Annotated in this window: 24 protein-coding genes; 15 read left to right on the top strand and 9 right to left on the bottom strand. The window is 68.5% G+C overall.

What is annotated here, in order from left to right:
- Nucleotides 1–189 carry a DUF3460 family protein gene (locus AC6LJ9_RS05770; protein WP_498146797.1) on the bottom strand — a complete coding sequence of 63 codons (189 nt, stop codon included), beginning with the start codon at nt 187–189 and terminating at the stop codon, nt 1–3.
- A gap of 97 nt (nt 190–286) precedes the next feature.
- On the opposite strand from AC6LJ9_RS05770, the gene AC6LJ9_RS05775 reads away from it, so the two are divergent.
- Both AC6LJ9_RS05775 and glpK read left to right on the top strand, forming a co-directional pair.
- On the top strand, nt 287–1,741 hold the full coding sequence (locus AC6LJ9_RS05775) for an MFS transporter (protein WP_212322595.1): 1,455 nt from the start codon (nt 287–289) through the stop codon (nt 1,739–1,741).
- Nucleotides 1,728–3,254 (top strand): glycerol kinase GlpK, encoded by a 1,527-nt coding sequence (gene glpK, locus AC6LJ9_RS05780; RefSeq protein WP_498146798.1) that lies wholly within the window; start codon nt 1,728–1,730, stop codon nt 3,252–3,254. Before AC6LJ9_RS05775 ends, glpK begins: the two co-directional genes overlap by 14 nt.
- A 27-nt stretch (nt 3,255–3,281) precedes the next feature.
- On the opposite strand, the gene AC6LJ9_RS05785 is transcribed toward glpK, so the two are convergent.
- Complete coding sequence (locus AC6LJ9_RS05785) at nt 3,282–3,836, bottom strand: hypothetical protein (protein ID WP_498146799.1); 555 nt, start codon at nt 3,834–3,836, stop codon at nt 3,282–3,284.
- Between the two features lies 1 nt (nt 3,837).
- Nucleotides 3,838–4,773 carry a LysR substrate-binding domain-containing protein gene (locus tag AC6LJ9_RS05790; RefSeq protein WP_498146800.1) on the bottom strand — a complete coding sequence of 312 codons (936 nt, stop codon included), beginning with the start codon at nt 4,771–4,773 and terminating at the stop codon, nt 3,838–3,840.
- Between the two features lie 172 nt (nt 4,774–4,945).
- Between AC6LJ9_RS05790 and gtdA the strand changes: the two genes are divergently transcribed.
- From gtdA to AC6LJ9_RS05835, 9 genes are all read left to right on the top strand, one after another.
- The gene (gtdA, locus tag AC6LJ9_RS05795) at nt 4,946–5,998 is read left to right on the top strand and encodes a gentisate 1,2-dioxygenase (RefSeq protein ID WP_498146801.1); all 1,053 of its coding nucleotides are present in this window, start codon (nt 4,946–4,948) and stop codon (nt 5,996–5,998) included.
- A 59-nt stretch (nt 5,999–6,057) separates the two neighbouring features.
- Nucleotides 6,058–6,756 carry a fumarylacetoacetate hydrolase family protein gene (locus AC6LJ9_RS05800; protein ID WP_103272259.1) on the top strand — a complete coding sequence of 233 codons (699 nt, stop codon included), beginning with the start codon at nt 6,058–6,060 and terminating at the stop codon, nt 6,754–6,756.
- 22 nt (nt 6,757–6,778) lie between these two features.
- Nucleotides 6,779–7,417, top strand: coding sequence for a maleylacetoacetate isomerase (gene maiA / locus AC6LJ9_RS05805; RefSeq protein ID WP_498146802.1), 639 nt, complete (start codon nt 6,779–6,781; stop codon nt 7,415–7,417).
- A gap of 15 nt (nt 7,418–7,432) precedes the next feature.
- On the top strand, nt 7,433–7,810 hold the full coding sequence (locus AC6LJ9_RS05810; protein WP_103272257.1) for a chorismate mutase: 378 nt from the start codon (nt 7,433–7,435) through the stop codon (nt 7,808–7,810).
- Nucleotides 7,803–8,786, top strand: a complete 984-nt coding sequence (locus AC6LJ9_RS05815) for a Bug family tripartite tricarboxylate transporter substrate binding protein (protein WP_212317072.1) — start codon at nt 7,803–7,805, stop codon at nt 8,784–8,786. Before AC6LJ9_RS05810 ends, AC6LJ9_RS05815 begins: the two co-directional genes overlap by 8 nt.
- 27 nt (nt 8,787–8,813) lie before the next feature.
- Entirely contained in the window at nt 8,814–10,166 is a 1,353-nt protein-coding gene (locus AC6LJ9_RS05820) for an FAD-dependent oxidoreductase (RefSeq protein WP_498146803.1), read from the top strand.
- Nucleotides 10,167–10,237: 71 nt separating this feature from the next.
- Nucleotides 10,238–11,461: a 3-hydroxybenzoate 6-monooxygenase gene (locus tag AC6LJ9_RS05825; protein WP_498146824.1), complete on the top strand. Its 1,224-nt coding sequence runs from the start codon at nt 10,238–10,240 to the stop codon at nt 11,459–11,461.
- Nucleotides 11,462–11,486: 25 nt separating this feature from the next.
- The gene (locus AC6LJ9_RS05830; protein ID WP_498146804.1) at nt 11,487–12,728 is read left to right on the top strand and encodes an ABC transporter substrate-binding protein; all 1,242 of its coding nucleotides are present in this window, start codon (nt 11,487–11,489) and stop codon (nt 12,726–12,728) included.
- A 90-nt stretch (nt 12,729–12,818) separates the two neighbouring features.
- Complete coding sequence (locus tag AC6LJ9_RS05835) at nt 12,819–13,190, top strand: hypothetical protein (RefSeq protein WP_498146805.1); 372 nt, start codon at nt 12,819–12,821, stop codon at nt 13,188–13,190.
- A gap of 80 nt (nt 13,191–13,270) precedes the next feature.
- Here AC6LJ9_RS05835 and AC6LJ9_RS05840 read toward each other — a convergent pair whose 3' ends face one another.
- From AC6LJ9_RS05840 to AC6LJ9_RS05860, 5 genes are all read right to left on the bottom strand, one after another.
- Entirely contained in the window at nt 13,271–14,287 is a 1,017-nt protein-coding gene (locus AC6LJ9_RS05840) for a Bug family tripartite tricarboxylate transporter substrate binding protein (protein ID WP_498146806.1), read from the bottom strand.
- Between the two features lie 109 nt (nt 14,288–14,396).
- A complete protein-coding gene (locus AC6LJ9_RS05845; RefSeq protein ID WP_103272248.1) occupies nt 14,397–15,137 on the bottom strand; it encodes an amino acid ABC transporter ATP-binding protein in 741 nt (246 codons plus the stop codon).
- Nucleotides 15,138–15,197: 60 nt separating this feature from the next.
- A complete protein-coding gene (locus AC6LJ9_RS05850) occupies nt 15,198–16,301 on the bottom strand; it encodes an amino acid ABC transporter permease (RefSeq protein ID WP_212317086.1) in 1,104 nt (367 codons plus the stop codon).
- 1 nt (nt 16,302) lies between these two features.
- Entirely contained in the window at nt 16,303–17,523 is a 1,221-nt protein-coding gene (locus tag AC6LJ9_RS05855; RefSeq protein ID WP_498146807.1) for an amino acid ABC transporter permease, read from the bottom strand.
- 123 nt (nt 17,524–17,646) lie between these two features.
- Nucleotides 17,647–18,663 (bottom strand): amino acid ABC transporter substrate-binding protein, encoded by a 1,017-nt coding sequence (locus AC6LJ9_RS05860; protein WP_103272245.1) that lies wholly within the window; start codon nt 18,661–18,663, stop codon nt 17,647–17,649.
- Nucleotides 18,664–18,955: 292 nt separating this feature from the next.
- On the opposite strand from AC6LJ9_RS05860, the gene AC6LJ9_RS05865 reads away from it, so the two are divergent.
- The 3 genes from AC6LJ9_RS05865 to cheD all read left to right on the top strand — a co-directional run bounded on the left by AC6LJ9_RS05865 (nt 18,956) and on the right by cheD (nt 21,759).
- On the top strand, nt 18,956–19,660 hold the full coding sequence (locus AC6LJ9_RS05865) for a cell division ATP-binding protein FtsE (protein ID WP_103272244.1): 705 nt from the start codon (nt 18,956–18,958) through the stop codon (nt 19,658–19,660).
- Nucleotides 19,657–20,565 carry a cell division protein FtsX gene (locus AC6LJ9_RS05870; protein WP_498146808.1) on the top strand — a complete coding sequence of 303 codons (909 nt, stop codon included), beginning with the start codon at nt 19,657–19,659 and terminating at the stop codon, nt 20,563–20,565. Before AC6LJ9_RS05865 ends, AC6LJ9_RS05870 begins: the two co-directional genes overlap by 4 nt.
- Nucleotides 20,566–20,973: 408 nt before the next feature.
- Nucleotides 20,974–21,759, top strand: a complete 786-nt coding sequence (cheD, locus tag AC6LJ9_RS05875) for a chemoreceptor glutamine deamidase CheD (protein WP_212317092.1) — start codon at nt 20,974–20,976, stop codon at nt 21,757–21,759.
- Between the two features lie 82 nt (nt 21,760–21,841).
- On the opposite strand, the gene AC6LJ9_RS05880 is transcribed toward cheD, so the two are convergent.
- Nucleotides 21,842–25,459, bottom strand: coding sequence for an indolepyruvate ferredoxin oxidoreductase family protein (locus AC6LJ9_RS05880; RefSeq protein ID WP_498146809.1), 3,618 nt, complete (start codon nt 25,457–25,459; stop codon nt 21,842–21,844).
- 370 nt (nt 25,460–25,829) lie between these two features.
- Between AC6LJ9_RS05880 and mutY the strand changes: the two genes are divergently transcribed.
- Nucleotides 25,830–26,897, top strand: a complete 1,068-nt coding sequence (gene mutY, locus AC6LJ9_RS05885; protein ID WP_498146810.1) for an A/G-specific adenine glycosylase — start codon at nt 25,830–25,832, stop codon at nt 26,895–26,897.
- Nucleotides 26,898–26,944: the final 47 nt, after the last annotated feature.

The following is a 26,944-nucleotide window of genomic DNA, read 5'->3' on the forward strand; positions in this document are numbered from 1 at the left end:
TCAGTCGGCCTGATACACGTACGGCCTTTGCGGCACGCGGGCCGCGCGGAAGCCTTCCTGCAGTTCCTGGTCCTGCGGCTTGTCCCAGAGGCGGGCGCGGCCTTCGCGCTGGCGCTCCTCGGTGCCGGGATGGGACTTCTTGTAGTCCTTCAGGAAGAGAGTGATCTCGGATTCGTAGTTGGTTGCCATGACACCAATTTCAGCGGGTTTCTGATCCCGGGAGTTTACTGCACCCTGGCCCACCCCCGGCGTTACAATCTTCCGGCACCCAACGCCCCCTCCCGCCATGCCCGCAGACACCGCCGCAGCCGCCCGCCCCGCTCCGCCCTCTACCCCGGACGCGCAGCGCGCGGCACGGATGATTCCCTTCATCGTGGGCTGCGCGCTCTTCATGCAGATGCTGGACGCCACCGTGGTGGCCACCGCGCTGCCGGCCATGGCCCGGGCCCTGGATTCGACCCCGGTGCGGCTGAACGTCGCCATCACCTCCTACCTGCTGTCGGTGGCCGTGTTCGTGCCGGTCAGCGGCTGGGCGGCCGACCGGTACGGCGCGCGGCGCGTGTTCGTGGCCGCCATAGGCCTGTTCACCCTGAGCTCCGTCGCCTGCGCCCTGGCCCAGGACCTGCCGCAGCTGGTCCTGGCGCGCATCGTGCAGGGCATGGCCGGCGCCATGATGGTGCCGGTGGGCCGCATCATCCTGCTGCGCACGGTGCCCAAGCAGGATCTGCTGAAGGCCATGTCCTTCCTGTCCATCCCGGCGCTGCTGGGGCCGGTGATCGGGCCGCCGCTGGGCGGTTTCATGGTCACCTACATGTCCTGGCACTGGATCTTCCTCATCAACATCCCGATCGGCGTGCTGGGCATCGCGCTGGTGCTGCGCTATGTGGCCGAGATCCGCGAGGAAAGCGCGCCCGGCCTGGACTGGCCGGGCTTCCTCTTGAGCGCGGCCTGTCTGGCCATGCTGGTCAGCGGCTTCGAGGCCATCGGCCGCGACATCATGCCGTTGCCCGCGTTGCTGGGCCTGCTCGCCGCCGGCACCGCCTGCGGCCTGCTCTACGCCTGGCATGCCAAGCGCGTCGAGCATCCCATCATCGACCTGTCGCTGATGAAGATCCCCACCTTCGCCATCTCCACGCTGGGCGGCAACCTGTGCCGCTTCACCGTGGGCGCCACGCCCTTCCTGCTGGCCATGCTGCTGCAGGTGGGTTTCGGCCTGACGCCGTTCTCGGCCGGGCTGATCACCTTCGCCAGCGCCGCCGGCGCGCTGCTGATGAAGTTCGTGGCCACGCCCATCGTCAGGCACTTCGGCTTTCGCCGCGTGCTGACCGTCAACGCGGTGCTGGCCGGCGCCTTCGTGGCCGCCAGCGCCGCCTTCACGCCCACCACGCCGGTCTGGCTGATGATCGCCGTGCTGCTGGTCGGCGGCTTCTTCCGCTCGCTGCAGTTCACCGGCGTAAATACGCTAACCTATGCCGACATCCCGCCGGCCAAGATGAGCCGCGCCAGCAGCTTCGCTGCCATGGCGCAGCAGTTGGGCATCAGCCTGGGCGTGGGGGTGGCCGCCGTCACGCTGAACGTCAGCATGACCTTGCGCGGCGCCGAGACGCTGGCCATACGCGACGTGGTCGCGGGTTTCATCGTCATCGGCCTGATGTGCGCGGCCTCGGTTTTCTCCTTTAGACGCCTCGAGCCCATGGCCGGGGCACACCTGAACGGCGCAAAGCAAAGTGACGACGAATGAGTTTGTCCTCGCCCTGGACCAGGGCACGACCAGTTCCCGGGCCATCGTGTTCGACCGCGACGGCGTGGTGCGCGGCGTGGGCCAGCGCGAGTTCCACCAGCACTATCCCCGGCCGGGCTGGGTCGAGCACGATGCCGGCGAGCTTTGGCACAGCCAGCTCGACGTGGCGCGCGAGGCGCTGCGCAACGCCGGGGCCACCGCGGCCGACGTGGCCGCCATCGGCATCACCAACCAGCGCGAAACCACGCTGATCTGGGAACGCGCCACCGGCCGCCCGCTGGCGCGCGCCATCGTCTGGCAGGACCGCCGCACCGCGCCGCTGTGCGACCGGCTGCGCGCCGACGGGCACGCCGATTTCCTGCAGTCCCGCACCGGCCTGGTGCTGGACGCGTACTTCTCCGGCACCAAGCTGTCCTGGCTGCTCGACCACGTGCCCGGCGCGCGCCAGATGGCCGAACGCGGCGAACTGGCCTTCGGCACCGTCGACACCTGGCTGGTGTGGCAGCTGACCGGCGGCGCGGTCCACAGCACCGACCCCAGCAACGCCTCGCGCACCATGCTGTTCGACCTGCACACACAGGACTGGAACGATGACATCCTGGCGCTGCTGAACATCCCGCGCAGCGTGCTGCCCGACATCGCGCCAAGCAGCGCGGTGATCGGCAACGCCCTGCCCGAATGGCTGGGCGGCGCCATCCCCATCGCCGGCGTGGCCGGCGACCAGCAGGCCGCCACCTTCGGCCAGGCCTGCTTCACGCCCGGCATGGCCAAGAACACCTACGGCACCGGCTGCTTCATGCTGATGAACGTCGGCGACAAGCCGGTGCGCTCGGCCAACAACCTGCTGTCCACCGTGGGCTGGGGCCTGCCCGATGCCGGCTCGCGCGGCTCCTGGAAGCCCGCCTACATGCTGGAAGGCGGCGTGTTCGTGGCCGGCGCGGCGGTGCAGTGGCTGCGCGACGGGCTGGGCATCATCCAGCGCTCGGAAGAGATCGAGGCGCTGGCCGCCAGCGTCGCCGACACCGACGACGTGTTCATGGTGCCGGCCTTCGCAGGCCTGGGCGCGCCGCATTGGGACCCATACGCGCGCGGCACCCTGGTCGGACTGACGCGCGGCACCACGCGCGCGCATATCGCCCGCGCCACGCTGGAATCCATCGCGCTGCAAAGCGCCGAGCTGCTGACCTGCATGAACGGCGACAGCGGCATCGCCCTGACCGAGCTGCGCGTGGACGGCGGCGCGGCGCGCAATGACCTGCTCATGCAGATGCAGGCCGACCTGCTGGGCGTGCCCGTAGTGCGCCCGCGCGTATCGGAATCGACCGCGCTGGGCGCGGCCGGCCTGGCCGGCCTTGCCGTGGGCTTCTGGTCCGGCCAGGACGAGTTCGCCTCCAAGTGGCAGGCCGAACGGACCTTCGAACCGGCCTGGCCGGAATCGGTGCGCGCGGCACGCATGCAGCGCTGGCGCCAGGCGGTGGAACTGTCCAAGGGCTGGTCCAACACCGCCAGGTAGCGGCCGCGCCCGCAGCGGCCGGCGCGGTCAGCGCCGGCGGCCCTCGCGCCGGTCCATCGCCCGCCGCGCCATCCGGTAGCCGGCATAGACATAGAAGGCATTGCTATCCAGCACCAGCCAGGCGCCCAGTCCGCAGGACAGCGCCAGCGCCGGCCCCACCGCGCGCATGTCGCCCTGGGTCCAGGCGATCAGTCCCAGCGCGCCGGCGGCCGCCAGGCCCAGCGCCAACCGCCTGAGCAGCACCAGTCCGTAGGCGTGTCCGCCCATGAAGGCCACCACACCGATGGCCAGGGTCAACGCGGTCGCGGCGCAGGCCAGCACCAGCGCGAAGGCCGCCGCCGCCGCGCCCGCCAGCGGCAGCAGCAGGCTCAGCAGGCCCAGCCCCACGCCCACCCCGCCCGCCATCGCCAGCACCGCCAGCGCCAGCGGCGACCACATGCCCGGCGGCGCGCGGCGCGCGTCCATCTCTGCGACGAATCGATGCATGGCCGTCGACTCCCTGTGCCCGGCGCCGTCCAGCTCCACCTCCAGCCGGCGACACTGCTCGATCAGCGCGTTCAGGCCACGGCGGGACGAGGGCATGTCAGGACCTCGCCGCGCCCGGCGCGTGTTCGGCCACCGTGGCGCGCAGGGCTGCCATCGCCTCCTGCACCGCCGCCGGCCGGAAGGCATCCTCGCGCCAGTACATCGCCACCGAGCCGAAGCCCGACAGGCGCACCGGCAGGATGCGCATGGCCCGCAGCTCCGAAAAGCGCAGCGCGGCGCGGTGCGAGGCCACGCCGATCATGTCGCTGTTGTTGAGCAACGTGAGGTTGATGGTCACCGAATTGGATTCCACGTGGTCGGCCGGCGCGACCTGGCCGGCGGCGGCCAGCGCGGCGTCCAGCGCATTGCGGATGGGCGTGCCCCTGGGCCACAGGATCCAGCGGTAGGACAGCAGCCGCGGCCAGTCCGGTTGCGCGACGGCGAACAGCGGATGGCGCGGCCGCGCCACCAGGTGGATGGGTTCCAGATAGAGCGCCTCGTAGCGGATGGCGGGGTCGTGGTGCTCGGGCGCCGAGCGCCCCACCACGATGTCCAGCCCGCCTTGCGCCAGCTGCTCCAGCAACCGGTCGGTGGTGCCCTCGACCAGTTTCACGCGCGCCTGCGGCATGCGCTCGAGCAGCTTCATCACCGCCAGCGGCACCGTGTCCGACGCCGACGCGCCCGAGGCGCCGATCACCACCCGCCCGCCTCCGCCCTCGCGCAGCGCGGCCATGTCCTCGCCGGCGCGGTCGAGCTGGGCCTCGACGCGGCGCGCGTGCGCGATCAGCACATCGCCATGCGGCGTGGGCCGCAGCCCGCGCGCGTGCCGCTCGAACAGCGGCAGGCCGATATCGTCTTCCAGATCCTTCAGCCACTTCGACAGGCCGGGCTGCGTGGTGTTGAGCATGGCCGCCGAATGGCTGATGTTGCGGGTCTGGTCCAGGCTGAGCAGCATCTTCAGGTTGCGCAGGCGCAACCGGTGGGTCCAGTCCATGCAAGCCCCTTGCTTGTCTCTCAGGTATATATTTCTTCGTATGGATAATAAGATAATTTCATTTCAAAACACATAGCTGCCTGCGCATAATCGTCTCCACCACCCGGACCGCGCCCCGCCGCGACGGTCCCGAGCAGAAGCCGGCCTGAACCGGCTCGCCCAGGAGACAAGCATGCAGGACAGCCACACCGCCGGCGCGGATCGCGCCGCCTATTACGCGCGCATCGCCAAGAAGCACATGGCCCCGCTCTGGGAGTCGCTGCACAACCTGGTGCCGCGCGAACCGGCGCCGCGCTGCGTGCCCGCCATCTGGAAGTACGAGGACGTGCGCGCCGACGTCATGGCCTCCGGCGCGCTGATCAGCGCCGAGGAAGCCGTGCGCCGCGTGCTGATCCTGGAGAACCCCGGCCTGCCCGGCCAGGCCAGCATCACGCAAAGCCTGTACGCCGGCCTGCAGCTGATCCTGCCCGGCGAGATCGCGCCCAGCCACCGCCACACCCAATCCGCGCTGCGCTTCATCGTCGAGGGACGCGGCGCCTACACGGCGGTCAACGGCGAGCGCACCACCATGCGCCCCGGCGACTTCATCATCACCCCGTCCTGGACCTGGCATGACCACGGCAACGCCGACAGCGCCGACGGCGGCGAGCCGGTGGTCTGGCTGGACGGCCTGGACATCCCGCTGCTGCGCTTCCTGGACGCGGGCTTCGCCGAGAACTACCCGTCGGCCACCCAGCCCGTCACCCGCCCCGAGGGCGACAGCATGGCGCGCTACGGCCACAACATGGCGCCGGTGCGCCACCAGGCGACGGGCGGCACCTCGCCGATCTTCAACTATCCGTACGAGCGCAGCCGCGAGGCGCTGGACCAGCTCTACCGCCACGGCGAGCTGGACCCCTGGGACGGCGTCAAGCTGCGCTACCTGAATCCGGCCACGGGCGGCTATCCCATGCCCACCATGGCCACCTTCATGCAGCTCCTGCCCGCCGGCTTCCAGGGCAAGACCAGCCGCAGCACCGACTCCACCGTCTACTGCGTGGTGGAAGGCCGCGGCACGGCCCGCATCGGCGAGCAGGAATTCCATTTCGGCCCGCGCGACGTGTTCGTGGCGCCGTCCTGGCAGCCGCTGCAGCTGGCGGCGCTGGAAGACGCCACGCTGTTCAGCTATTCCGACCGCCCGGTGCAGGCCGCGCTGGGCGTCTGGCGCGAAGCGCGCGCCGACTGAACGCGCGGCCCCCGCGCGCCTTTCCGTTTTCCGACAGTCCCGCATCAGAAGGGTGATCCATGTCTTTCGTCTTTGCCCCCGCCGCGCCCGTCGCGGTGCCCGTGGCCGGCAGCGCCGACCGCTATCCCGTGCGCCGCGTCTATTGCGTGGGCCGCAACTACGCCGCTCATGCCCGCGAGATGGGCTTCGACCCGGACCGCGAACCGCCCTTCTTCTTCTGCAAGCCGGCCGACGCCGTGGTGCCGGTGGCCGAAGGCGAAACGCTGTCCCTGCCCTACCCGCCCGAGACCGCCAACCTGCACTATGAAATCGAGCTGGTCGCCGCCATCGGCAAGGGCGGCGCGAACATCGCCGTGGAAAACGCGCTGGACCATGTCTGGGGCTATGCCGTAGGCCTGGACATGACGCGCCGCGACCTGCAGATGAAGATGCGCGAGGCCGGCCGCCCCTGGGAGCTGGGCAAGGCCTTCGACCAGAGCGCGCCGATCGGCCCGCTGCGCCCCGCCGCCGCGCTGCCCGATATCGCCCGCGCCGGCATCTGGCTGCAGGTCAACGGCCGCGACAAGCAGCGCAGCGACATCGGCAAGCTCATCTGGTCGGTGGCCGAGACCGTGGCCTACCTGTCGAAGTACTTCCGCCTGGAAGCCGGCGACCTGATCTATACCGGCACGCCCGAAGGCGTGGGCCCGGTGGTGCGCGGCGACCTCATGACCGGCGGCGTCGACGGCCTGGGCACGCTCAGCGTGCGCATGGCCTGAAACCTCTCGCAAAGAGCCGCCCATGCAACTGCACAACTTCTTCAACAGCTCCACCTCGTACCGCGTGCGCATCGCCCTGGCGCTCAAGGGGCTGTCCTATGAATACCTGCCGGTGAACCTGCGCAAACAGGAGCAGCGCGCCGCCGGATATGTGGCGCTGAACCCGTCCGCCGGCGTGCCGCTGCTGATCGACGGCGACACGCAGCTGTCCCAGTCGCTGGCCATCATCGACTACCTGGACGCCACGCATCCCGAGCCGCGCCTGCTGCCCACGGCTGCGCTGGCGCGGGCGCGCGTGCTGGAACTGTCGCTGGCCATCGCCTGCGACATCCATCCCGTCAACAACATGCGCATCCTGCGCCACCTGCAGGACGTGCTGGGCGCCAGCGACGCGCAGAAGAACGACTGGTATCGCCACTGGATCGCCGAAGGCATGGCCGCCGTCGAGGCGCTGCTGCAGCGCCACGGCCAAGGCGCCTATTGCTTCGGCGACGCGCCCACGCTGGCCGACTGCTGCCTGGTGCCCCAGGTGGCCAACGCGCAACGCATGGGCTGCGACCTGACGCCGTACGCCCATGTCAAGCGCGTCCATGAACACTGCATCGCCCAACCCGCCTTCCAGCGGGCCGCGCCCGCCCAACAGCCCGACTACATCCAATAGCCCGAGCAGGAAACCATGCAAGAACCCGATACCCAAGGCCGTCCGCTGCGCGAGTACCTGGACCCGGACTACCGGCCGCTGTGCGCCACGCTGGCCGACGTGCGCGCCAACATCGACCGGCTTGACGACCAGATCGTCAAGCTGATAGCCGAGCGCGCCATGTACGTGAAGGACGCCGCCCGCTTCAAGCGCGACGCCTACCAGGTCAGCGCCCCGGCGCGCCAGGCCGAAGTCTTTGAAAAGGCGCGCCGCCTGGCCGAGCGCCACAACCAGGGCTTCGCCAATCTGGAGCAGGTGGTCGACGCCGCCTATCGCGCCATGGTGGCGGCCTTCATCGCCAATGAACAGACCTACTTCGATGCCATGAAGGACGCGGGAGACAACCATGCATAAGCCCTTGACCCTGGCCGCAAGCGCCGTCGCGCTGGCCCTCGCCGCGCTGGCGCCGCTGGCCGCCGCCCAGGCCCAGGCCTGGCCCAGCCAGCCGCTCAAGGCGCTGGTGCCGTTCGGCCCCGGCTCCAGCCCGGACCAGGTGGCGCGCATCGTCACCGAGAAGGCGGGCGCGCTGCTCGGCCAGAGCATCGTGGTCGAGAACAAGCCCGGCGCCAGCGGCAACATCGGCACCTACGCCATCGCCAATGCCAAGCCCGACGGCTACACCTTCGGCGTGTCCATCACCGGCCCGCTGGTGAACAATACGCTGCTATTCGACAAGCTGCCCTATGCGCCCGCCACCGACCTGGCGCCGCTGACGCTGGCGGTGCACCAGCCCAACGTGCTGGTGGTGCCGGCCGGTTCCGGCATCGCCAACGTCGGCCAGCTGCTGGACGCGCTGAAGAAGAACCCGGACAAGTACAACTTCCCCTCGACCGGCACGGGCACCGTGTCCCACCTGGCGGTGGAACTGCTGCTGCAGCAGATCGGCGCGCGCGCCACGCATGTGCCCTACCCCTCGTCGCCGGCCGCGCTGACCTCGCTGATGTCGGGCGACACGCAATTCGGCGCGCTGCCGCCCATCGCGGTCATGCCCATGGTCAAGGACGGCAGGCTGAAGGCGCTGGCGGTGACCTCTTCCAAGCGCTCGGCGCTGCTGCCAGAGATTCCCACGCTGGCCGAGGCCGGCGTGCAGGGCATCGAAGGCTCGGCCTGGATCGGCTTCGTCATCTCATCCAAGGTGCCGGCCGACATCCAGAAGAAACTGTCCGACGCGCTGATCCAGGCGATCCGCGATCCGGAGGTCGCCAAGCGCCTGCAGGCCCAGTTCATGGATCCGGTGGGCGACACGCCCGCGCAGTTCCGCGCCTACATGGACGACGAGCTGCAACGCTGGAGCCCCCTCATCAAGAAACTCGGCATCAAGGGCCAGTAGGCGCGCCGCGCCAGCAAGGAGACACGGATGCACATCACCGAACCCGCCCGCCAGACCCCGCTGCACGGCGAATACGATGTCGTCGTGCTGGGCGGCGGCCCGGCCGGCCTGCTGGCCGCCGCCAGCGCCGCGCGCAACGGCGCCAGCGTGCTGCTGGTCGAACGCTATGGCTTCCTGGGCGGCATGGGCACGGCGGCCGGCGTGTCGAACTTCTGCGGCCTGCACGCCAACGTGCACGGCACGATCCGGCAGGTGGTGCATGGCATGACGGACGAGCTGCTGGACCGCATGCGCGCGCTGGACGGGCTGAACGAGCCGCACCTGATCCTGGGCAAGATCCACGCCCAGGCCTACGACATCTCGGCCTTCAAGTGCGCGGCCGACGGCCTGCTGCGGGACAGCGGCGCCGGCGTCCTGTTCCATGCGCTGGCCACCGGCATGGCGCGCGGCGCCGATGGCGACGTCGACACGCTGTTCCTGGAAACCAAGTCGGGCCGCCGCGCGGTGCGCGGCCGCGTCTTCATCGACTGTTCCGGCGACGCCGACCTGGCGGCCTGGGCCGGCCTGCCCTTTGAAAAGGGCGATGCCCATGGCGGCATGCTCTACCCCACGCTGATGTTCAAGGTCGGCAACGTCGACGGCGCGCGGGCGCAGGAAGCCTGGAAGACCATACCGGCGCTGATGGACGCGGCCGCCGCCAGCGGCGAATTCACCTTCCCGCGCCGGGGCGCCATCGTGCGTCCGCAGAAGCACGACTACGAATGGCGGGTCAACGTGACCCAGCTGGCCGATGCCGATGGCGGCGCGGCCGACGGCACCGACGCCGAATCGCTGTCGGCCGGCGAGCTGGAAGGCCGCCGCCAGATCGTGCAGTACCTGGCCTTCCTGCGCGCCAAGGTGCCGGGCTTCGAGCAGGCCTATGTGCTGGACATCGCGCCGCAACTCGGCATCCGCGAAACCCGGCGCATCGTCGGCGAGTACATGCTGACGCAGGACGACGTGCTGGGCTGCGCCGACTTCGACGACAGCATCGGCGTGAACGGCTGGCCGCTGGAGATGCACATGGCCGGCGACGTGAAATGGCTGTGGCCGCCCATTCCCGAATCGCGCGGCTACAACCAGCTGCCCTACCGCATGATGCTGCCGCGACGCGACGCCGGCGTGGCGCGCAACGTGCTGGTGGCGGGCCGCTGCGCGTCCATGACGCACGAGGGCCAGTCGGCCGCGCGCGTCAGCGGCAGCTGCTTCGCGATGGGCGAGGCCGCCGGCGCCGCGGCGGCGCTGGCGTTGAAGGCCGGCACGCTGCCGGCCGAGCTGTCCGTGGCGCTCTTGCAGGCGTGCCTGCGCGAGCAAGGCGCGTTCCTGGGCGGCCAGGACTGAGCGGGCAACGCCGCCCCGGCGGCGGCGACATGAATCATGACGATGGACACAACGGCGGCAAGGGAACGGGCATGAACACGGCAACGGCGGGCAGCTCCGCCCGACAATCGGTCATCGTGGTGGGCGGCGGCATCGGCGGCCTGGCCGCGGCGCTGGCGCTCACGCGCCAGGGCGTGGCGGTGCAGCTGCTGGAGCAGTCCTCGCAGATCGGCGAGATAGGCGCGGGCATCCAGCTCGGCCCCAACGCCTTCGCGGCGCTGGACGCACTGGGCGTCGGCCGCGCCGCGCGCGAACGCGCCGTCTTCACCGACCACATCATCATGATGGACGCGGTCGATGCCCGCGAGGTGGTGCGCATCGATACGGGCAAGGACTTCCGCGCCCGCTTCGGCGGCCCCTATGCCGTCATCCACCGCGCCGACATCCACCTGTCCATCCTGGAAGCCGTGCGGCAGGATCCCTTGATCCGCTTCCACACCTCCACCCAGATCGCCGACGTGTCGCAGCAAGGCGGGCGCGCCGAAGTGGTGGACACGCAGGGCCGCCGCTACCAGGCCGATGCCGTGATCGGCGCCGACGGCGTCAAGTCCGTGATCCGCCAGCGCATGGTGGGCGATCCGGTGCGCGTCACCGGCCACGTGGTCTACCGGGCCGTGGTCGAGCGCGACAACATGCCCGAGGAACTGCGCATCAACGCGCCCGTGCTGTGGGCTGGCCCGCACTGCCACCTGGTCCACTATCCGCTGCGCGGCGGCCAGCAATACAACCTGGTCGTCACCTTCCACAGCCGCGAGCAGGAGGAATGGGGCGTGCGCGACGGCAGCAAGGAAGAGGTGCTGTCGTACTTCCAGGACATACACCCGCGCCCGCACCAGATGCTGGACCGGCCTACCTCGTGGAAGCGCTGGGCCACCGCGGACCGCGAGCCGGTCGAGCACTGGGGCCAGGGCCGCGTCACGCTGCTGGGCGACGCCGCGCATCCGATGACCCAGTACATGGCGCAAGGCGCCTGCATGGCGCTGGAAGACGCCGTGACGCTGGGCGAGGCCGTGCGCGCCTGCGACCACGACTTGGAGGCGGCCTTCCGCCGCTACGAGTCGGTCCGCATCCCGCGCAGCGCGCGCGTGGTCTGGTCCACGCGCGAGATGGGCCGGCTGTATCACGCGCGCGGCGTCGAACGCACCGTGCGCAATTCGCTGTGGACCGGCCGCAGCCAGTCCCAGTTCCAGGACGCGTTGCAATGGCTCTACGGCTGGAAAGTGGAGCAATGCCTCGCGGGACCCATCCAGCCATAAAAAAACAGGCACAGGAGGAGACGACATGAAGCACGCACCTACCCGCGGCGCCGTCCGCATTGCCGCAGCACCCGCCGCCGGCGCGTCCCGGCGCGCCGCCCGCCGCGTCGCCGCGTCGGCCGTCACGCTGCTGGCGCTGTACGCGCACGCCGCCGGCGCGCAGCAAAAGCCCGTGGACATCGGCTTCATCGGCACGCTGTCCACGCCCGCCGGCTACATCGGCGAGGACGAGCGCGACGCCTTCATGCTGGCCGTGCAGGAAGGCGGCGGCAAGCTCGGCGGGGTGCCCGTCAACGTGCGCGTCGAGGACGACGCGCTCAAGCCCGCCAACGCCAAGCAGAGCGCCGACAGGATGGTGCAGAGCGGCGTGCGCCTGTTCACCGGCGTCAACTTCTCGAACGTGCTGGCCGCCGTCGCGCCCGCCGTGCTCAACGCCGGCGGCTTCTACGTCAGCCTGAACGCCGCGCCGTCGAACTACGCCGGCCGCGCCTGCAATCCCAACTATTTCTCGGTGGCGTTCCAGAACGACTCCTACGCCGACACCGCCGGCATGGCCGCCAACGAACTGGGCGCCAGGCGCGTGGTCGTCATGGCGCCCAACTACCAGGCCGGGCGCGACGCGGTGGCCGGCTTCAAGCGCGCCTACAAGGGCGAGATCGTCGAAGAGATCTACACCAAGCTCGACCAGTCGGACTTCTCGGTGGAACTTGCGCGCATCCGCTCGCTCGATCCGGACGCGCTGTTCCAGTTCCACCCCGGCGGCGCGGGCATCAACCTGACCAAGCAGTTCGCCAATTCCGGGCTGGCCGGCAAGATCAAGATGATCACGCCGATCTACTCGATGGACGACCGCATGCTGGCCGCCACCGGCAGCGCCGGCAAGGGCTTCTACCTGAGTTCGCTGTGGAGCGCCGACCTGGACAATCCGCAGAACAAGCACTTCGTCGACGCCTTCACCAAGGCCTACAAGCGCGCGCCCACCGCCTACGCGGCCCAGGCCTACGACACGGCCAACCTGATCGGATCCGGCCTGAAGGCGGTCGGCGGCGACATCGCTGGCAAACCCGACGCGTTCCGCGACGCACTGCGCCGCGCCGACTTCCCCAGCGTGCGCGGCAAGTTCAAGTTCGGTTCCAACCAGCACCCGGTGCAGGACTGGTACCTGCTGCACATCGAGGAAGGCGCCGACGGCAAGCTGGTCTACAAGAACGTCAAGGTGCTGGCGCGCGACCACACCGACGTGCACGCGGCCGAGTGCAAGATGTAGATCGAGGCAGGACGGGCATGGCGGCAGACAAATGCGTGGCGGGGCCGTAGTATTCGGAACCTTCCGCCTCGCATAGGACACGACGCCGCCATGCCCATCGCCCGAGCCGACTCCTGGAAGCGCCTGCCGGCGCCCGCCAAGCGGGCCGACCTGCCCTTCGACGCCGTCTACAACGCCGACCAGTACGCGCGCCTGCGCCAAGGCCGCATTCCACGGGAGATGGAAGACAAGTGGTTCATCTACCTGGAAGACGGCCAGCTGTGCCTGCACCGCAGCTGGACTGGCACCTGGATCTATGCGCTGCGGCTGGAACCGCAAGACGCCGGCTGGCGCGCGGCGGGCGCCTGGGTCAACCGCGACCCTGACCAATACGGCTGCACCAACCTGGACGTGGACCACAAGCAGCTGGCGCGGTTGATCGACGGCCTGCTGAACGCCCCGCTCGCCGACGAGGACGACTGAACCGGCGTGCCGGCATCAAGACGGCGAAATGAAAACGGCCCGGCGCTTGAGGCGCCGGGCCGTGGATGCTTCTTGCCGGATCAGTTCAGGCTGGCGCCCGAGATCTTGACGATCTCCTGGTACTTGGCCTTTTCGTTCTTGACGAACTCGGCGAAGGCTTCGGGCGTCATCGAACCCGCTTCCGAACCCATGGTCAGCAGGCGCTGCTTGACGTCGTCCTGCTTCATCGCGTCGGCATAGGCCTGGTTCAGCTTGGCAACCACCGGCGCGGGCGTGCCGCCCGTGGTGAAGACGCCGAACCAGGTGCCCAGGTCGAAGCCCTGGACGCCGGATTCTTCCACGGTGGGCACGTCGGCCAGCAGCGAGGAACGCTTGGCGGTGGTCACGGCCAGCGCCTTGACCTTGCCGTCCTTGATCAGCGGCGCGGACGCGGCCAGGTTGTCGAACATGAAGTCCGACTGGCCCGACAGTAGCGCCAGCTGCGCGGGCGCGGCGCCCTGGTAGGGAATGTGCTCGACGCTGATGCCGGCGCGCGCCTTGAGCAGCTCGCCCGACAGGTGGCCGGCGCTGCCGTTGCCGCCCGAGCCGTAGTTCAGCTTGCCGGGATTCTTCTTGGCGTAGTCGATCAGGTCGGCCAGCTTCTCGATCTTGTTCTTCTGCGCGAACTCGACGTTCATGACCAGCACGTTCGGCACCGAGGCCACAATGGTGATCGGCGCGAAATCCTTGACCGGGTCATACGGCAGGTTGGCGAACAGCCAGGGGTTGATCGCGTGGGTCGCCACCGCGCCCATGACCAGCGTGTAGCCGTCGGCCGGCGCCTTGGCCACCAGGTCGGCGCCAATGTTGCCGCCCGCGCCGGAACGGTTCTCGACGATGACGGGCTGGCCCAGCGAGGCGCGCACCTTCTCGGCCAGCATGCGGGCCATGGTGTCGAGCGGGCCGCCGGGCGGGTAAGGCACCACGAAGCGCAGCGGCTTGGTGGGGAAATCGGTGTTCTGGGCCTGGGCGGGCGCGCCGAAGGACAGCGCGGCGGCCAGCGCCACGGCGCCGCTCAGCAGGACGCGACGGACGGCGCTGCGGGGGGCTTGATTCATGGGGTCTTGCTCCTGTCTACGCTTGAATGGCGGCTCGTAGCATACCGCAGCGGCCCGGCGATGAAAAAGCCGCCCGAAGGCGGCTTTTTCCTACCGGACTTGCCGTCCGTCAATGCAGGATCTGGCTCAGGAACAGCTTGGTGCGCTCGTTCTGCGGGTTGTCGAAGAACTCGTCCGGGCTGTTCTGCTCGATGATCTCGCCACGGTCCATGAAGATGACCCGGTTGGCCACCTTGCGCGCGAAGCCCATTTCGTGGGTCACGCACAGCATGGTCATGCCGCTTTCCTGGGCCAGGCTCACCATCACGTCCAGCACTTCCTTGACCATTTCCGGGTCCAGCGCCGACGTCGGCTCATCGAACAGCATGATCTTGGGGCTCATGCACAGCGAACGCGCGATGGCCACGCGCTGCTGCTGGCCGCCGGACAGCTGGCCGGGGAACTTCTTGGCCTGGTCGGGGATGCGCACGCGCTCCAGATACTTCATGGCCGTGGCCTCGGCCTCGGCGCGCGGCTTCTTCAGCACCCACATGGGGCCCAGTGTCAGGTTCTCGAGCACCGTCAGGTGCGGGAACAGGTTGAAGTGCTGGAACACCATGCCCACGTCCTTGCGGATCGTCTCGATGTGCTTGAGGTCGTTGGTGAGCTCGGTGCCGTCCACGATGATGTGGCCCTTCTGGTGCTCTTCCAGCCGGTTGATGCAACGGATCATGGTGGACTTGCCGGAACCCGACGGCCCGCAGACCACGATGCGTTCACCCGGCGCCACGTCCAGGTTGATGTTGCGCAAAACGTGGAACTGGCCGTACCACTTGTTCACGTCCTGCAAACGAATGATGGCATCAGACATGCCTGTACTCCCGTAGATATCGCTGTGCGCGCCCGCCTCGCGGCGGACGCGCGGTAGTGGCTAGCGCGCGTGGCCAGTGGCCAGTCGCCGTTCCAGCGCCTGGCTGTATTTGGACATGGAAAAGCAGAACACGAAGTAGATGAGCGAGATGAACAGGTACGCCTCCACCCCGAACCCGCGCCATGCCGCGTCGGACAGGGCCGCCTTGGCCGCGAGCGTCAGATCGAAGATGCCGATGATCACCACCAGCGAGGTGTCCTTGAACAGCGCGATGAAGATGCTCACCAGCGGCGGGATCACGATCTTCAGCGCCTGCGGCAGGATGATCTTGCGCATCTGCTGCCAGTAGTTCAGGCCCAGCGAATCCGCGCCTTCGTACTGCCCCTTGGGGATCGCCTGCAAACCGCCGCGCACCGTCTCGGCGATGTAGGCCGCCGCGAACATGATGATGGCGATCTGCGCGCGCAGCAGCTTGTCGATGGTGAAGCCTTCCGGCAGGAACAGCGGCAGCATCACCGAGGACATGAACAGCAGGCTGATCAGCGGCACGCCCCGGATCAGCTCGATGTACACGACGCACAGCGCCTTGATCGCCGGCATCTTCGAGCGCCGGCCCAGGGCCAGCAGCACGCCGATGGGGAAGGCGAAGGCGATGCCGAAGGTCGACAGGATCAGCGTGAGCGGCAGGCCGCCCCAGCGCGCGTTCTCGACATAGGTCAGGCCGAACACGCCGCCCCACATCAGGAGCGCGACGGCGGTCAGGCCGACGGTCCAGATCAGGGCCAGCTTCCAGTTCCAGAAACGGCGGATGCCGCTGCACACGATCACCGCCACCAGGATGATGGTGGCGATCAGCGGGCGCCATTGCTCGTCGAACGGGTAGGTGCCGAACAGGATCAGCCGGTGCTTTTCAATGATGAAGGCCCAGCAGGCGCCGCCCACCGACTGGCGGCATTCCTGGGCGTTGCTGGCCGTGTAGTTGGCCTTGATGAAGGCCCACTCCACCAGCGCCGGCACCGCCATCAGCAGGAACCAGGCGGCCAGCACCGTGATGAGGATGTTCAGCGGCGACGACAGCAGGCGGCTGCGGATCCACGCCCAGACGCCGACATGCGTCTTGGGCGGCGGCAGGCCTTCACTGGGGGTATGCGTAGTGCTGCTCATCTCAACGCTCCACCAGCGCGATGCGCTTGTTGTACCAGTTCATGAAAATCGAGATCGACAGGCTGACCGTCAGGTAGGCGGCCATGATGATGAGGATGCCCTCGATCGCCTGGCCCGTCTGGTTCAGCGTGGTGTTGACCACCGACACGATGTCCGGATAGCCGATGGCCACGGCCAGCGAGCTGTTCTTGGTCAGGTTCAGGTACTGGCTGGTCATCGGCGGGATGATCACGCGCAGCGCCTGCGGCAGCACCACCAGGCGCAGCACCAGCGGACGGCGCAGGCCCAGCGAGCCGGCCGCTTCCCACTGGCCGTTGTTCACCGCCTGGATGCCCGAGCGCACCACTTCGGCGATGAAGGCCGAGGTGTAGATCACCAGGCCGGCCAGCAGCGCGGCGAACTCCGGCGACAGCGTCAGGCCGCCCGAGAAGTTGAAGCCCTTCAGTTCCGGCATGTCCAGCGTCAGCGAGGCGCCGCTGGCCAGCCAGCCGACCAGCGGGCCGAGCACGATCAGGCCGATGGCGGCGCGGCCCAGCGGGAACACGCGTCCGGTGGCTTCCTGGCGCTTCCTGCCCCAGTGGCCCAGGAACAGGATGGCGACGATGGCCACGGCCAGCCCGATCAGCATCCAGTCCAGCGAGTTGCCCTCCAGCCCCGGCACCTTCAGGCCGCGGTTGGAGATGAACACGCCCGGCAGCGGATTGTGCGCCTGGCGCGGGCCAGGCATGTTTTCCGTGATCAGCGCGTACCAGAAGAACAGCTGCAGCAGCAGCGGCACGTTGCGCATGACCTCGACGTAGATCGAGGTGATCTTGGCGATCAGCCAGTTCTTCGACAGCCGGCCGATGCCGATCAGCGTGCCGAGGAGGGTGGCCAGCACGATGCCGATGACCGCCACGCGCAGGGTGTTGAGCAGGCCGACCCAGATGGCGCGGCCGTAGGTGTCGGCGGGTGTGTAGGCGACCGGCGTTTCGCCGATGGCGAAACCTGCCTCGCGGTTGAGGAAGCCGAAGCCGGTGGCGATGTTGCGCACCGCCAGGTTGTGCAGGGTGTTCGATACCAGGAACCACACGGCCAGCGCTACCGCCGACAGCGCAACTACCTGGTACACCACGGCCCGCACGCCCGGATCGTTCCAGTTCAGCCGCCGCTTGGGAGCAAGCTGGGCGCCGGCGGAAGACCGCGGCGCCGGCTGATGGGCATTATTGTTGGAATTCGTCATGAATCACTTCTACAGAAGTCGGATACCGGGCGGCGGCGCCACGCAGGTCGCGCCGCCCACTCCTGCCGCCCGCGCGTGGCGGGCAGGGCGGAACATTACATCCCGCCCCCGGGCAGCCGCGTGTCAGCGCACGGGCCAGCCGTACATCAGACCTCCGTTCTTGTACGAAGCGTTCAGGCCGCGCTCAAGCTTCATGGCGCTCTTCTGGCCGAGCGTGGTCTCGAAGCTCTCGCCGTAGTTGCCCACCTGCTTGATGATGTTGTAGGCCCACTTGTCATCCACGCCCAGGTTCTTGCCCATGCCCGGGGTCACGCCCAGGATGCGCTGGATGTTGGGGTTGGTGCTCTTGGTCATCTCGTCGACGTTGGCCTTGGTGATGCCGTATTCCTCGGCTTCCAGCATGGCGTTCAGCGACCAGCGGACCACGTTGAACCACTGCTCGTCGCCCTGGCGCACCATGGGGCCCAGCGGCTCCTTGGAGAAGCCTTCCGGCAGGATCACGTACTTGTCCGGGTTCTCGAGCGTGGTGCGGGTCGAGGCCAGCTGCGACTTGTCGGTCGTGAAGGCATCGCAACGGCCGGCCGAGAAGGCGCGGATGATTTCGTCGTACTTGTCGATCACGACGGGCTTGAATTCGATCTTCTGGCCGCGGAACCAGTCGGCCAGGTTCAGCTCGGTGGTGGTGCCGGGCTGCACGCAGATGGTGGCGCCGTTCAGTTCCTTGGCGCTCTTGACGTTCAGGTCCTTGGAGACCATCACGCCCTGGCTGTCGTAGTAGTTCACGCCCACGCCGATCAGGCCCAGCGTGGTGTCGCGCGTCAGCGTGACGGTGGTGTTGCGGGTCAGCACGTCGACCTCGCCGGACTGCAGCGCGGTGAAGCGCTGCTGCGTGTTCAGCGGCGTGACCTTGATCTTGCTGGCGTCGCCGAACATGGTGGCGGCGATGGCGCGGCACAGGTCCACGTCCAGGCCCTTCCATTCACCCTTGCTGTCCGCGATCGAGAACCCCGGGATGCCCGTGGAAACGCCGCACTGTACAAACCCTTTCTTCTTGACGTTATCGAAGGTCGCGCCCGCGTGGGAAGCTGCGGAAGCAGCAAACAAGGCGGCGCCGACAGCAGCGAGTTTCAGTACTTTCATCGTGATCTCCGTGTGGGTGAATCGAAGCCGGTAACCGGGCCGTGTAGGCCCTGCACATGCGCCGAATGGTAGCGGCGGCGCAGCAAACGGCGCATCGGGGAATTCCCTCGAAATATAGGGACACTGGTTGAATAAAAACACCGTTCACCGCGAAAAACGGGGACGGCTTTTCGTTCGAAAGAATCGCGTTTCCGCTCGGTCACATGCAGGCTTTGGAAACGTCTTGGCCACGCGGGAATGCGTCCTTCTCCCTGTCCCCGAGTTACTATTGCGGCTTCATCCGACAGCCGCCATGATCGAATTCCAGCACGTCTTCAAATCGTATGGCCGCGGCCGCAATATCCTGGCCGACATCAACTTCCGCGTGAGCGCGGGAGAGTTCATCTTCGTGTCCGGACCGTCCGGCGCCGGCAAGTCCACCCTGCTCAAGCTGATCGGCGGGCTGGAGCCCGCCAGCCGCGGCTCCATCCAGGTCAACGGGCAACGGCTGGACAAGCTGCCGGCGCGCGCGCGCCCCTATCTGCGGCGCGCCGTCGGCGTCATCCTGCAGGACACCCATCTGCTGTTCGACCGCAGCGCGTTCGAAAACGTGATGCTGCCGCTGGCCGTCACCGGCCAGGCCTGGGACTCGGCGGCCGCGCGCGCCCGCGCGGCGCTGGACAAGGTCGGCCTGTCGGGCAAGGAAGAACTGAACCCGATCGAGCTGTCCGGCGGCGAGCAGCAGCGCCTGGCGATCGCCCGCGCCATCGTCAACCGCCCCGCCATCCTCATCGCCGACGAGCCCACCGCCAACCTCGACCATGACAACGCGCAACGCATCATGAATGTGTTCCGCGACTTCAACCGCGTCGGCGTCACCACGCTGATCGCCTCGCACGACCAGGAACTCATGGCGCGCTACGCCACGCGCACCCTGCGCATCGACCCCGGCAAGTTCTCCGACTCCCATGGCCCGGCCACGCCCGCGCCGGCCGCCGGCGAAGGAGCGCAAGCATGAACGCCTGGCTGCGCCAACACCGCTACGCGCTCATGGTCACCGTGCGCCGGCTGATCAAGCAACCCTTCTCTTCCCTGGCCAACCTGCTGGTCATGGCCCTGGCCCTGGCGCTGCCGCTGCTGGGCAGCGCCATCCTGGTATCGGTGCAGCCGGTGGCGCGCCAGATGTCGGTCACGCCCGAAGTCACCGTATTCATGCGCGTGGACGCCCCGGCCGGCGCGGCCGTCGGCGTGGCCAAGCGCATCCAGTCTGAAAACCACGACGATGTGCGCGCCGTGCGCGTGGTCGGCCGCGACGACGCGCTGGCCAGCCTGCGCGCCAACCCCGCCTGGCAGCAGGCGCTGGCCGTGCTGCCGGGCAACCCGCTGCCGGACGCGGTGGTGGTCACGCTGGCCGACGGTGAAGACCTGTCGGGCCGCGCGGACCGGCTGGCCAAGGTATGGAAGCAATGGGACCAGGTCGACCTGGTGCAGCTGGACAGCGCCTGGGTCCAGCGGCTGGAGGCCATCCTGCGCTTCGCCCGCATCGGCCTGGGCTTCCTGGCCGCCTGCGTGGCGGTCGTGGTGCTGGCGACGGTGTTCAACACCGTGCGCATGCAGGCGCTGTCGCAACGCGAGGAAATCGCCGTGGCGCGGCTGGTCGGCGCCACCGAATCCTTCGTGCGCCGTCCCTTCCTGTACCTGGGAGGCCTGTCGGGCGCGCTGGCCTCGTTGCTGGCCATCGGCGTGGCGGCGCTGGCCTTGTCGCCGCTGAACAACGCCCTGCTCGGCCTGGCCCGCAGCTACGGCGCCGAGTTCGCCCTGCGATTGCCCGGCACGCCCGTGCTGGCGAGCGCCGTCTTGGCCGCCGCCGTGCTGGGCGCGCTGTCGGCGCGCTGGTCGGTCACGCGCAGCACACGTTTCTGAACACGGCGTCAAACGCCGTTCTAAAGCCCCGTATAAAGCACCTTCTTCCCCGTGATCGGGGGAAAGCCACGCGCGGCCTCCATGTAGGATGGTTCCAGATCATCCCGGCGGGGCTGCGCGCTACTGCGCAGCTTCTGCCCGCGAAGACGGCGAAACCCATGCCGGACCGCAGCGCCAGGGCGTTGCGGCAGGCCGCCGCCGCGGAACGGAAAGAACAAAACACAGGGGAAGCAGCCAGCCATATAAGCAGGGACGCATAGTCGCCGCCGTTACACAGCATTTCTCCCGCTGATCTTGCGAATATGCAAGAATAAAGCGCAAATTTTTTACATATTTTGAAACGAATTCTGTTTTCCGTAGCAGTGCCTTACGTGTCCTTATCGTTGCCCTTGCCCAATATCCAGCGCCATGGTCTCCCGTCTTGAAGCTCGCGCAACGCGCCATTACTACGACAGCGCGTTCCAATGTCAGGCGGTGAAGGTACTTCCTAACGAGTACTACGTCACCGACGAAGACCTGATGATCTCGACCGTGCTCGGGTCGTGCGTCGCCGCCTGTATCCACGATCCCAAAACCGGGGTCGGTGGCATGAACCATTTCATGCTGCCGGAGGGCGACATGCAGTCGCCCGCCTCGGCCACCATGCGCTATGGCGCCTTCGCCATGGAAGTGCTGATCAACGAACTGCTCAAGGCCGGCGCCTCGCGCGACCGCCTGGAAGCCAAGGTGTTCGGCGGCGGCGCGGTGCTGTCCGCCATGCAGCAGATGAACATCGGCGAACGCAACGGCCAGTTCGTGCTGAACTACCTGAAGACCGAAGGCATCCCCGTCAAGGCCCAGGACCTGGGCGACGTGCATGCGCGGCGCATCAACTATTTCCCGCGCGACGGCCGGGTGATGGTGCGCAAGATGGCGCCCCATCACCAGCGCGCCGAGGAGATCATCGCCAAGCGCGAACAGGTCGCCGCGCAAAGCGTGCAGGCCAAGACCGAGAGCCCGCCGCGCGTCGAACGCTTCACGCGTCCCGGCGTGGAGCTGTTCAAGCGTCCGGCTGCCCGGCCCGGCGTGGAGCGCTTCGACACCGCGCCCGCCCGCCCCGGCGTGGAACGTTTCAACACGGGCGCCGCGCGCCCTGGCGTGGAGCGTTTCGATACCGGCATCACCCGCCGCAACAAGACGGAAACCACCGGCTGATTCCGGGCGGATCGGCGCGAACGCCGATCCGCGCTTGTCCAGCGTCCACCAGCGCAGGGGCTGCGGCACCCCTGCCCTATCTTCAGGCCACCCGCGTCCCGCCCAGCTTCACGACCGTCGCGGTGAAATCCTTCAGCAGCGCCTCGCGGCGCTGCGCCGCGCGCGCCATGGCGGCTTCCTTCACGTGGCCGTAACCGCGTATCTCTTCGGGCACGCTGGCCAGCGCCACGGCACGGTCCAGGTTGCCGCGATTGAGCTTGGGCAGGATGGCCGTCAGCGTCTCGTGGTAGTCCCTGACCAGCTCGCGCTCGGCGCGCCGCTCGGCGGTGTAGCCAAACGGATCGAAGCGCGTGCCGCGCAGGCGCCGCAGCCGCGCCAGCAAACGGAACAGGCGCAGCGTGCCCGGTCCGTAGGCGCGCTTGACCGGCTTGCCGTCCGGGCCGCGCCGCGCGAACAACGGCGGCGCCAGATGGAAGCGCAGCTTCCAGTCGCCCTCGAACTGCTGCGCCACGCGGCGCTCGAACTCGCCGTCGGAGTACAGGCGCGCCACCTCGTATTCGTCCTTGCAGGACATCAGCTTGAAGGCATAGCGCGCCACCGCCAGCGCCAGCCGCTGCGTGCCGGTGGCCTCGCGCTCGGCGCGCGCCACCTTGTCGACCAGGTCGGCGTAGCGCGCGGCGTAGGCGGCATCCTGGTACCGGGTCAGGAACTCGCGTCTCACCGACACCAGCTGCTCCAGCTCGCCCGCGGGCTTCTTCAGCTCGGCCACCGGCGCGGCAACGCGCGGGCGGCGCAGTTCGACGATGCCCTCCGGATAGGCCGACGCCGGCTTCGGACCCTGCGCCACCAGCCGGTTTAAACCGGCCAGGTCCTGGGCCGCGCGGCGGCCCCAGGCAAAGGCGACCTGATTGGCGGCCACCTGCTGGCCGTTGAGTTCGATGGCGCGCAGCAGCGACTCGCGCGACAGCGGCAGCCAGCCCTTCTGGTAGGCATAGCCCATCATCAACGGGTTGGCGTAGATGGCATCGCCCAGCAGCGCCACCGCCAGCGCGGCCGCATCCACCGTGTCCACGTGCTCCTTGCCACACACGCCTTCCAGCTCCGAGGCCAGCGCCGCGCCGGGCAGGGTCCAGTCGGGATTCTTGACGAAGGCGGCGGTCGGCGCGGTGTCGCTGTTGAGCAGCACGCGCGTGCGTCCCGGCGACAGACGCGCCATGGCGTCGGCGCTGGTGGCCACCACCAGGTCGCCGGCCAGCACTAGGTCCGCCTCGCCCATCGCCACGCGCGTGTTCATCAGCTGATCCGGCGCGGCGGCCAGCACCACGTGCGAATACACGGCGCCGCCCTTCTGCGCCAGGCCCGCCATGTCCAGCACCGAACAGCCCCTGCCCTCGATATGCGCGGCCATGCCCAGCAGCTGGCCGATGGTGACCACGCCGGTGCCGCCCACGCCGGCGATGAATACGCCATAAGGGCGCGCAAGACCGGGCACCGCCGGCGCCGGCAGCGCGTCGTCGATCGCGCCTTCCGGCGCCAGCGGCTGCGGCTTGCGCAGCTTGCCGCCTTCCACCGTCACGAAGCTGGGGCAGAAGCCCTTCAGACAGGAGAAATCCTTGTTGCAGCTGGACTGGTTGATGGCGCGCTTGCGGCCGAACTCGGTCTCCAGCGGCTCGACCGACAGGCAATGGGATTGCTCCGAACAATCGCCGCAGCCCTCGCACACGCGCTCGTTGATGAGCACGCGCCGCGCCGGGTCGGGATAGGCGCCGCGCTTGCGGCGCCGGCGCTTCTCGGTGGCGCAGGTCTGGTCATAGATCAGCACCGACACGCCGGCGTGGTCGCGCAGTTCGCGCATCACCGCGTCGAGTTCGTCGCGGTGATGCACCGGCACGCCCGGCGCCATGCCGGCCATGCCGCGATACTTGTCCGGCTCGTCCGTCACCACCACGATCTTGTCGATGCCCTCGGCCGCGACCTGGCGGCTGATCATGGGCACGCTGATGGGGCCGTCCACCGGCTGCCCGCCGGTCATGGCCACCGCGTCGTTGAACAGGATCTTGTAGGTGATCGGCGCCTTGGCCGCGACCGCCGCGCGGATCGCCAGCAGCCCGGAATGGAAGTAGGTGCCGTCGCCCAGGTTGGCGAACACATGCTTCTCGTCGGTGAAGGGCGCCTGACCTATCCACGGCACGCCCTCGCCGCCCATCTGGGTGTAGGCCTGGGTATTGCGGCCCATCCAGGTCACCATGTAGTGGCAGCCGATGCCGGCCATGCCGCGCGAACCCTCGGGCACTCGGGTGGAGGTATTGTGCGGACAGCCCGAGCAGAACCAGGGCTTGCGCTCCTCGACCACGCGCGGGCGGGCCAGCGCCCGTTCGCGCGCGGCGATGGCGTCCAGCCGCGCCTGGATGCCGGCGCGCACGTCCTCGGGCAGCTCGAAGCGCAGCAGCCGCGAGGCGATGGCCTTGGCCACCATGGCGGGCGAGAACTCGTAGTGCGCGGGCAGCAGCCAGTTGCCCTGCGGCACCGCCCACTCGCCGCCGTCCTTGTCGTCGAACTTGCCGACCACGCGCGGGATCTTCTTGCCGCTGCCGATCCAGCCGAACAGCTCTTCCTTGAGCTGGTATTCCAGCACCTGGCGCTTTTCCTCCACCACCAGGATCTCGTCCAGCCCGTCGGCGAAGCGCTGCGTGCCGGTGGATTCCAGCGGCCACACCATGCCCACCTTGAACAGCCGCAGGCCGATACGCCGGCAGACCTCGGGCGACAGGCCCAGGTCCGCCAGCGCCTGACAGGTGTCCAGATAGGCCTTGCCCGACGTCATGATGCCGAAGCGCGCCTCGCTGGCGGGCACGTGCCAGGGCTCGCGGTTGAGCTGGTTGGCGCGCGCATAGGCCAGCGCGGCGTACAGCTTGTAATCCAGCAGCCGCGCTTCCTGTTGCAGCGGCGTGTCGGGAATACGGATGTTCAGGCCATCGGGCGGCAGCTGGAAATCCTCGGGCAGCAGGATCTTGACGCGCTCGACATCCACGTCGACCGAGGCGGACACCTCGACGATGTCGGTGATGCACTTCATGCCCACCCAGACGCCCGCGTAGCGGCTCATGGCCCAGCCATGCAGGCCGTAGTCCAGCACTTCCTGCACGCTGGCCGGAAACAGCGCCGGAATCATGCAGGCCTTCAGGATGTGATCGCTCTGGTGCGGCAACGTGGAGGACTTGGCCGGATGATCGTCGCCCGCCACCACCAGCACGCCGCCATGCGGCGAGGTGCCGGCGGCGTTGGCGTGCTTGAACACGTCGCCGCAGCGGTCCACGCCCGGCCCCTTGCCGTACCACATGCCGAACACGCCGTCGTAACGCGCACCGGGAAACAGGTTGACTTGCTGCGTGCCCCAGACCGCGGTGGCGGCCAGGTCCTCGTTGATGCCGGGCTGGAACTCGACGTGGTGCGCCTTCAGGTACTTGGCAGCCTTCCACATGTTCTGGTCCACGCCGCCCAGCGGCGACCCCCGGTAGCCCGACACGAAACCGGCGGTGTTGAGCCCGGCCCGCGAGTCGCGCAGGCGCTGCATCATCGGCAGGCGCACCAGCGCATGGATGCCGCTCATCCAGGCGCGGCCGGTTTCAAGGGTGTACCTGTCGTCCAGCTGGACGGATTCGAGGGCCGCCAGCACGGCCGGCGAAAGAGGCGCATTCATGTACATCGCTCCAGTGAGTGTCACTCGACCTGCAATCGCAATACATAAATCCACAGCACAAACCCGCCGCCGCGCCTGAAGTTGCCGCGCTCCGGCTTCCTCCTTTGGCAAACAGGAAGGCGTCCTGGACGCCTGCGGCCATTATGCATTCAAGCGCGCGCCGCCGCACGCCTGCATCGCGCGTCCCATGAACCCGGAATGCCGCCTCGACAGCCAAGGCAAACAGCCACGCCGGACACACGAGCCGTCGCCGCGCCAGCCCCTGACGCCGCACAAACGCGGCCGCGCGGATCCGGCTCCGCCGGTCCGCCACGGCGCCCCTTGAGGGGAAGCGCCGCAGGCGCTTCGGGGTGGGCCTTATACTTTCACGATGGAATTTTCTCCCCGCATCGTCGCCTGGCAGCGCCTGCACGGCCGCCACGATCTCCCCTGGCAGAACACTCGCGATCCGTACCGCATCTGGCTGTCGGAGATCATGCTGCAGCAGACCCAGGTCGCCACCGTGATCCCGTACTACGAACGCTTCCTGGCCCGCTTTCCCGACGTGGCCGCGCTGGCCGCCGCCACTCAGGAAGACATGATGCCGTACTGGGCCGGCCTGGGCTACTACGCGCGCGCCCGCAACCTGCACCGCTGCGCGCAGGAGATCGCGCGCGACTGGCAGGGCCGCTTCCCACCCACGGCCGAAGCCATCGCCACCCTGCCGGGCATCGGCCGCTCCACGGCGGCCGCCATCGCCGCCTTCGCCTACGGCGAGCGTTCACCAATCCTGGACGGCAACGTCAAGCGCGTGTTCACGCGCCACTTCGGCATCGCCGGCGATCCGTCCAAGCGCGAGGTCGAACAGCGCCTGTGGGCACTGGCCGACACGCAGGTCGAAGTGGCGCCGGACCTGGACATGGCCGCCTATACCCAGGGCCTGATGGACCTGGGCGCCACGCTCTGTACGCGCGGCAAGCCGGCCTGTGACAAGTGCCCGGTGGCCGATACCTGCATGGCCAGGCGCGAAGGCCGCCAGGCCGAGCTGCCCACGCCCAAGGCGCGCAAGGCGGTGCCCGAACGCGAAACCGCAATGCTGGTGCTGCAATGGAATGGCGCCTACCTGTTGCAGCAGCGACCCGAGCCTGGCATCTGGGGCGGGCTGTGGAGCCTGCCCGAATTCGACGCGGCCGGCGATCCCGGCGCGGCGTCCCGGGCACTGGGCCTGGAACCGGAGCGTCACAGCGCGCTGGCCGCGTTCTCGCATACCTTCACGCACTACCGGCTGCATATCCGGCCGTGGTGGGTGGAAGTGCGCTCGGCCGCGCTGCGCGAAGGCGGCCCGCCGTCGCGCTGGGTGCCGGCCGATGAACTGGCAGCCACCGCGCTGCCGGCGCCGGTGAAGAAACTGCTGACGGGGCTGGCGCAGGCGAATTCGGCCGAGGGTCGGCTGTTCTAAGCCTGGCAGGTGATCGGGCCGGCCTGAGGCAAGGCCCTGGACAAGCC

Source organism: Achromobacter sp. 1011811831 (assembly GCF_059760905.1).

Bases quoted from the DNA above. Each gene is read 5' to 3' on its own strand.
- AC6LJ9_RS05770 (WP_498146797.1), bottom strand. From the start codon at position 189: ATGGCAACCAACTACGAATCCGAGATCACTCTCTTCCTGAAGGACTAC.
- AC6LJ9_RS05775 (WP_212322595.1), top strand. From the start codon at position 287: ATGCCCGCAGACACCGCCGCAGCCGCCCGCCCCGCTCCGCCCTCTACC.
- AC6LJ9_RS05785 (WP_498146799.1), bottom strand. From the start codon at position 3,836: ATGCCCTCGTCCCGCCGTGGCCTGAACGCGCTGATCGAGCAGTGTCGC.
- AC6LJ9_RS05790 (WP_498146800.1), bottom strand. From the start codon at position 4,773: ATGGACTGGACCCACCGGTTGCGCCTGCGCAACCTGAAGATGCTGCTC.
- gtdA (WP_498146801.1), top strand. From the start codon at position 4,946: ATGCAGGACAGCCACACCGCCGGCGCGGATCGCGCCGCCTATTACGCG.
- AC6LJ9_RS05800 (WP_103272259.1), top strand. From the start codon at position 6,058: ATGTCTTTCGTCTTTGCCCCCGCCGCGCCCGTCGCGGTGCCCGTGGCC.
- maiA (WP_498146802.1), top strand. From the start codon at position 6,779: ATGCAACTGCACAACTTCTTCAACAGCTCCACCTCGTACCGCGTGCGC.
- AC6LJ9_RS05810 (WP_103272257.1), top strand. From the start codon at position 7,433: ATGCAAGAACCCGATACCCAAGGCCGTCCGCTGCGCGAGTACCTGGAC.
- AC6LJ9_RS05815 (WP_212317072.1), top strand. From the start codon at position 7,803: ATGCATAAGCCCTTGACCCTGGCCGCAAGCGCCGTCGCGCTGGCCCTC.
- AC6LJ9_RS05820 (WP_498146803.1), top strand. From the start codon at position 8,814: ATGCACATCACCGAACCCGCCCGCCAGACCCCGCTGCACGGCGAATAC.
- AC6LJ9_RS05825 (WP_498146824.1), top strand. From the start codon at position 10,238: ATGAACACGGCAACGGCGGGCAGCTCCGCCCGACAATCGGTCATCGTG.
- AC6LJ9_RS05830 (WP_498146804.1), top strand. From the start codon at position 11,487: ATGAAGCACGCACCTACCCGCGGCGCCGTCCGCATTGCCGCAGCACCC.
- AC6LJ9_RS05835 (WP_498146805.1), top strand. From the start codon at position 12,819: ATGCCCATCGCCCGAGCCGACTCCTGGAAGCGCCTGCCGGCGCCCGCC.
- AC6LJ9_RS05840 (WP_498146806.1), bottom strand. From the start codon at position 14,287: ATGAATCAAGCCCCCCGCAGCGCCGTCCGTCGCGTCCTGCTGAGCGGC.
- AC6LJ9_RS05845 (WP_103272248.1), bottom strand. From the start codon at position 15,137: ATGTCTGATGCCATCATTCGTTTGCAGGACGTGAACAAGTGGTACGGC.
- AC6LJ9_RS05850 (WP_212317086.1), bottom strand. From the start codon at position 16,301: ATGAGCAGCACTACGCATACCCCCAGTGAAGGCCTGCCGCCGCCCAAG.
- AC6LJ9_RS05855 (WP_498146807.1), bottom strand. From the start codon at position 17,523: ATGACGAATTCCAACAATAATGCCCATCAGCCGGCGCCGCGGTCTTCC.
- AC6LJ9_RS05860 (WP_103272245.1), bottom strand. From the start codon at position 18,663: ATGAAAGTACTGAAACTCGCTGCTGTCGGCGCCGCCTTGTTTGCTGCT.
- AC6LJ9_RS05865 (WP_103272244.1), top strand. From the start codon at position 18,956: ATGATCGAATTCCAGCACGTCTTCAAATCGTATGGCCGCGGCCGCAAT.
- AC6LJ9_RS05870 (WP_498146808.1), top strand. From the start codon at position 19,657: ATGAACGCCTGGCTGCGCCAACACCGCTACGCGCTCATGGTCACCGTG.
- cheD (WP_212317092.1), top strand. From the start codon at position 20,974: ATGGTCTCCCGTCTTGAAGCTCGCGCAACGCGCCATTACTACGACAGC.
- AC6LJ9_RS05880 (WP_498146809.1), bottom strand. From the start codon at position 25,459: ATGAATGCGCCTCTTTCGCCGGCCGTGCTGGCGGCCCTCGAATCCGTC.
- mutY (WP_498146810.1), top strand. From the start codon at position 25,830: ATGGAATTTTCTCCCCGCATCGTCGCCTGGCAGCGCCTGCACGGCCGC.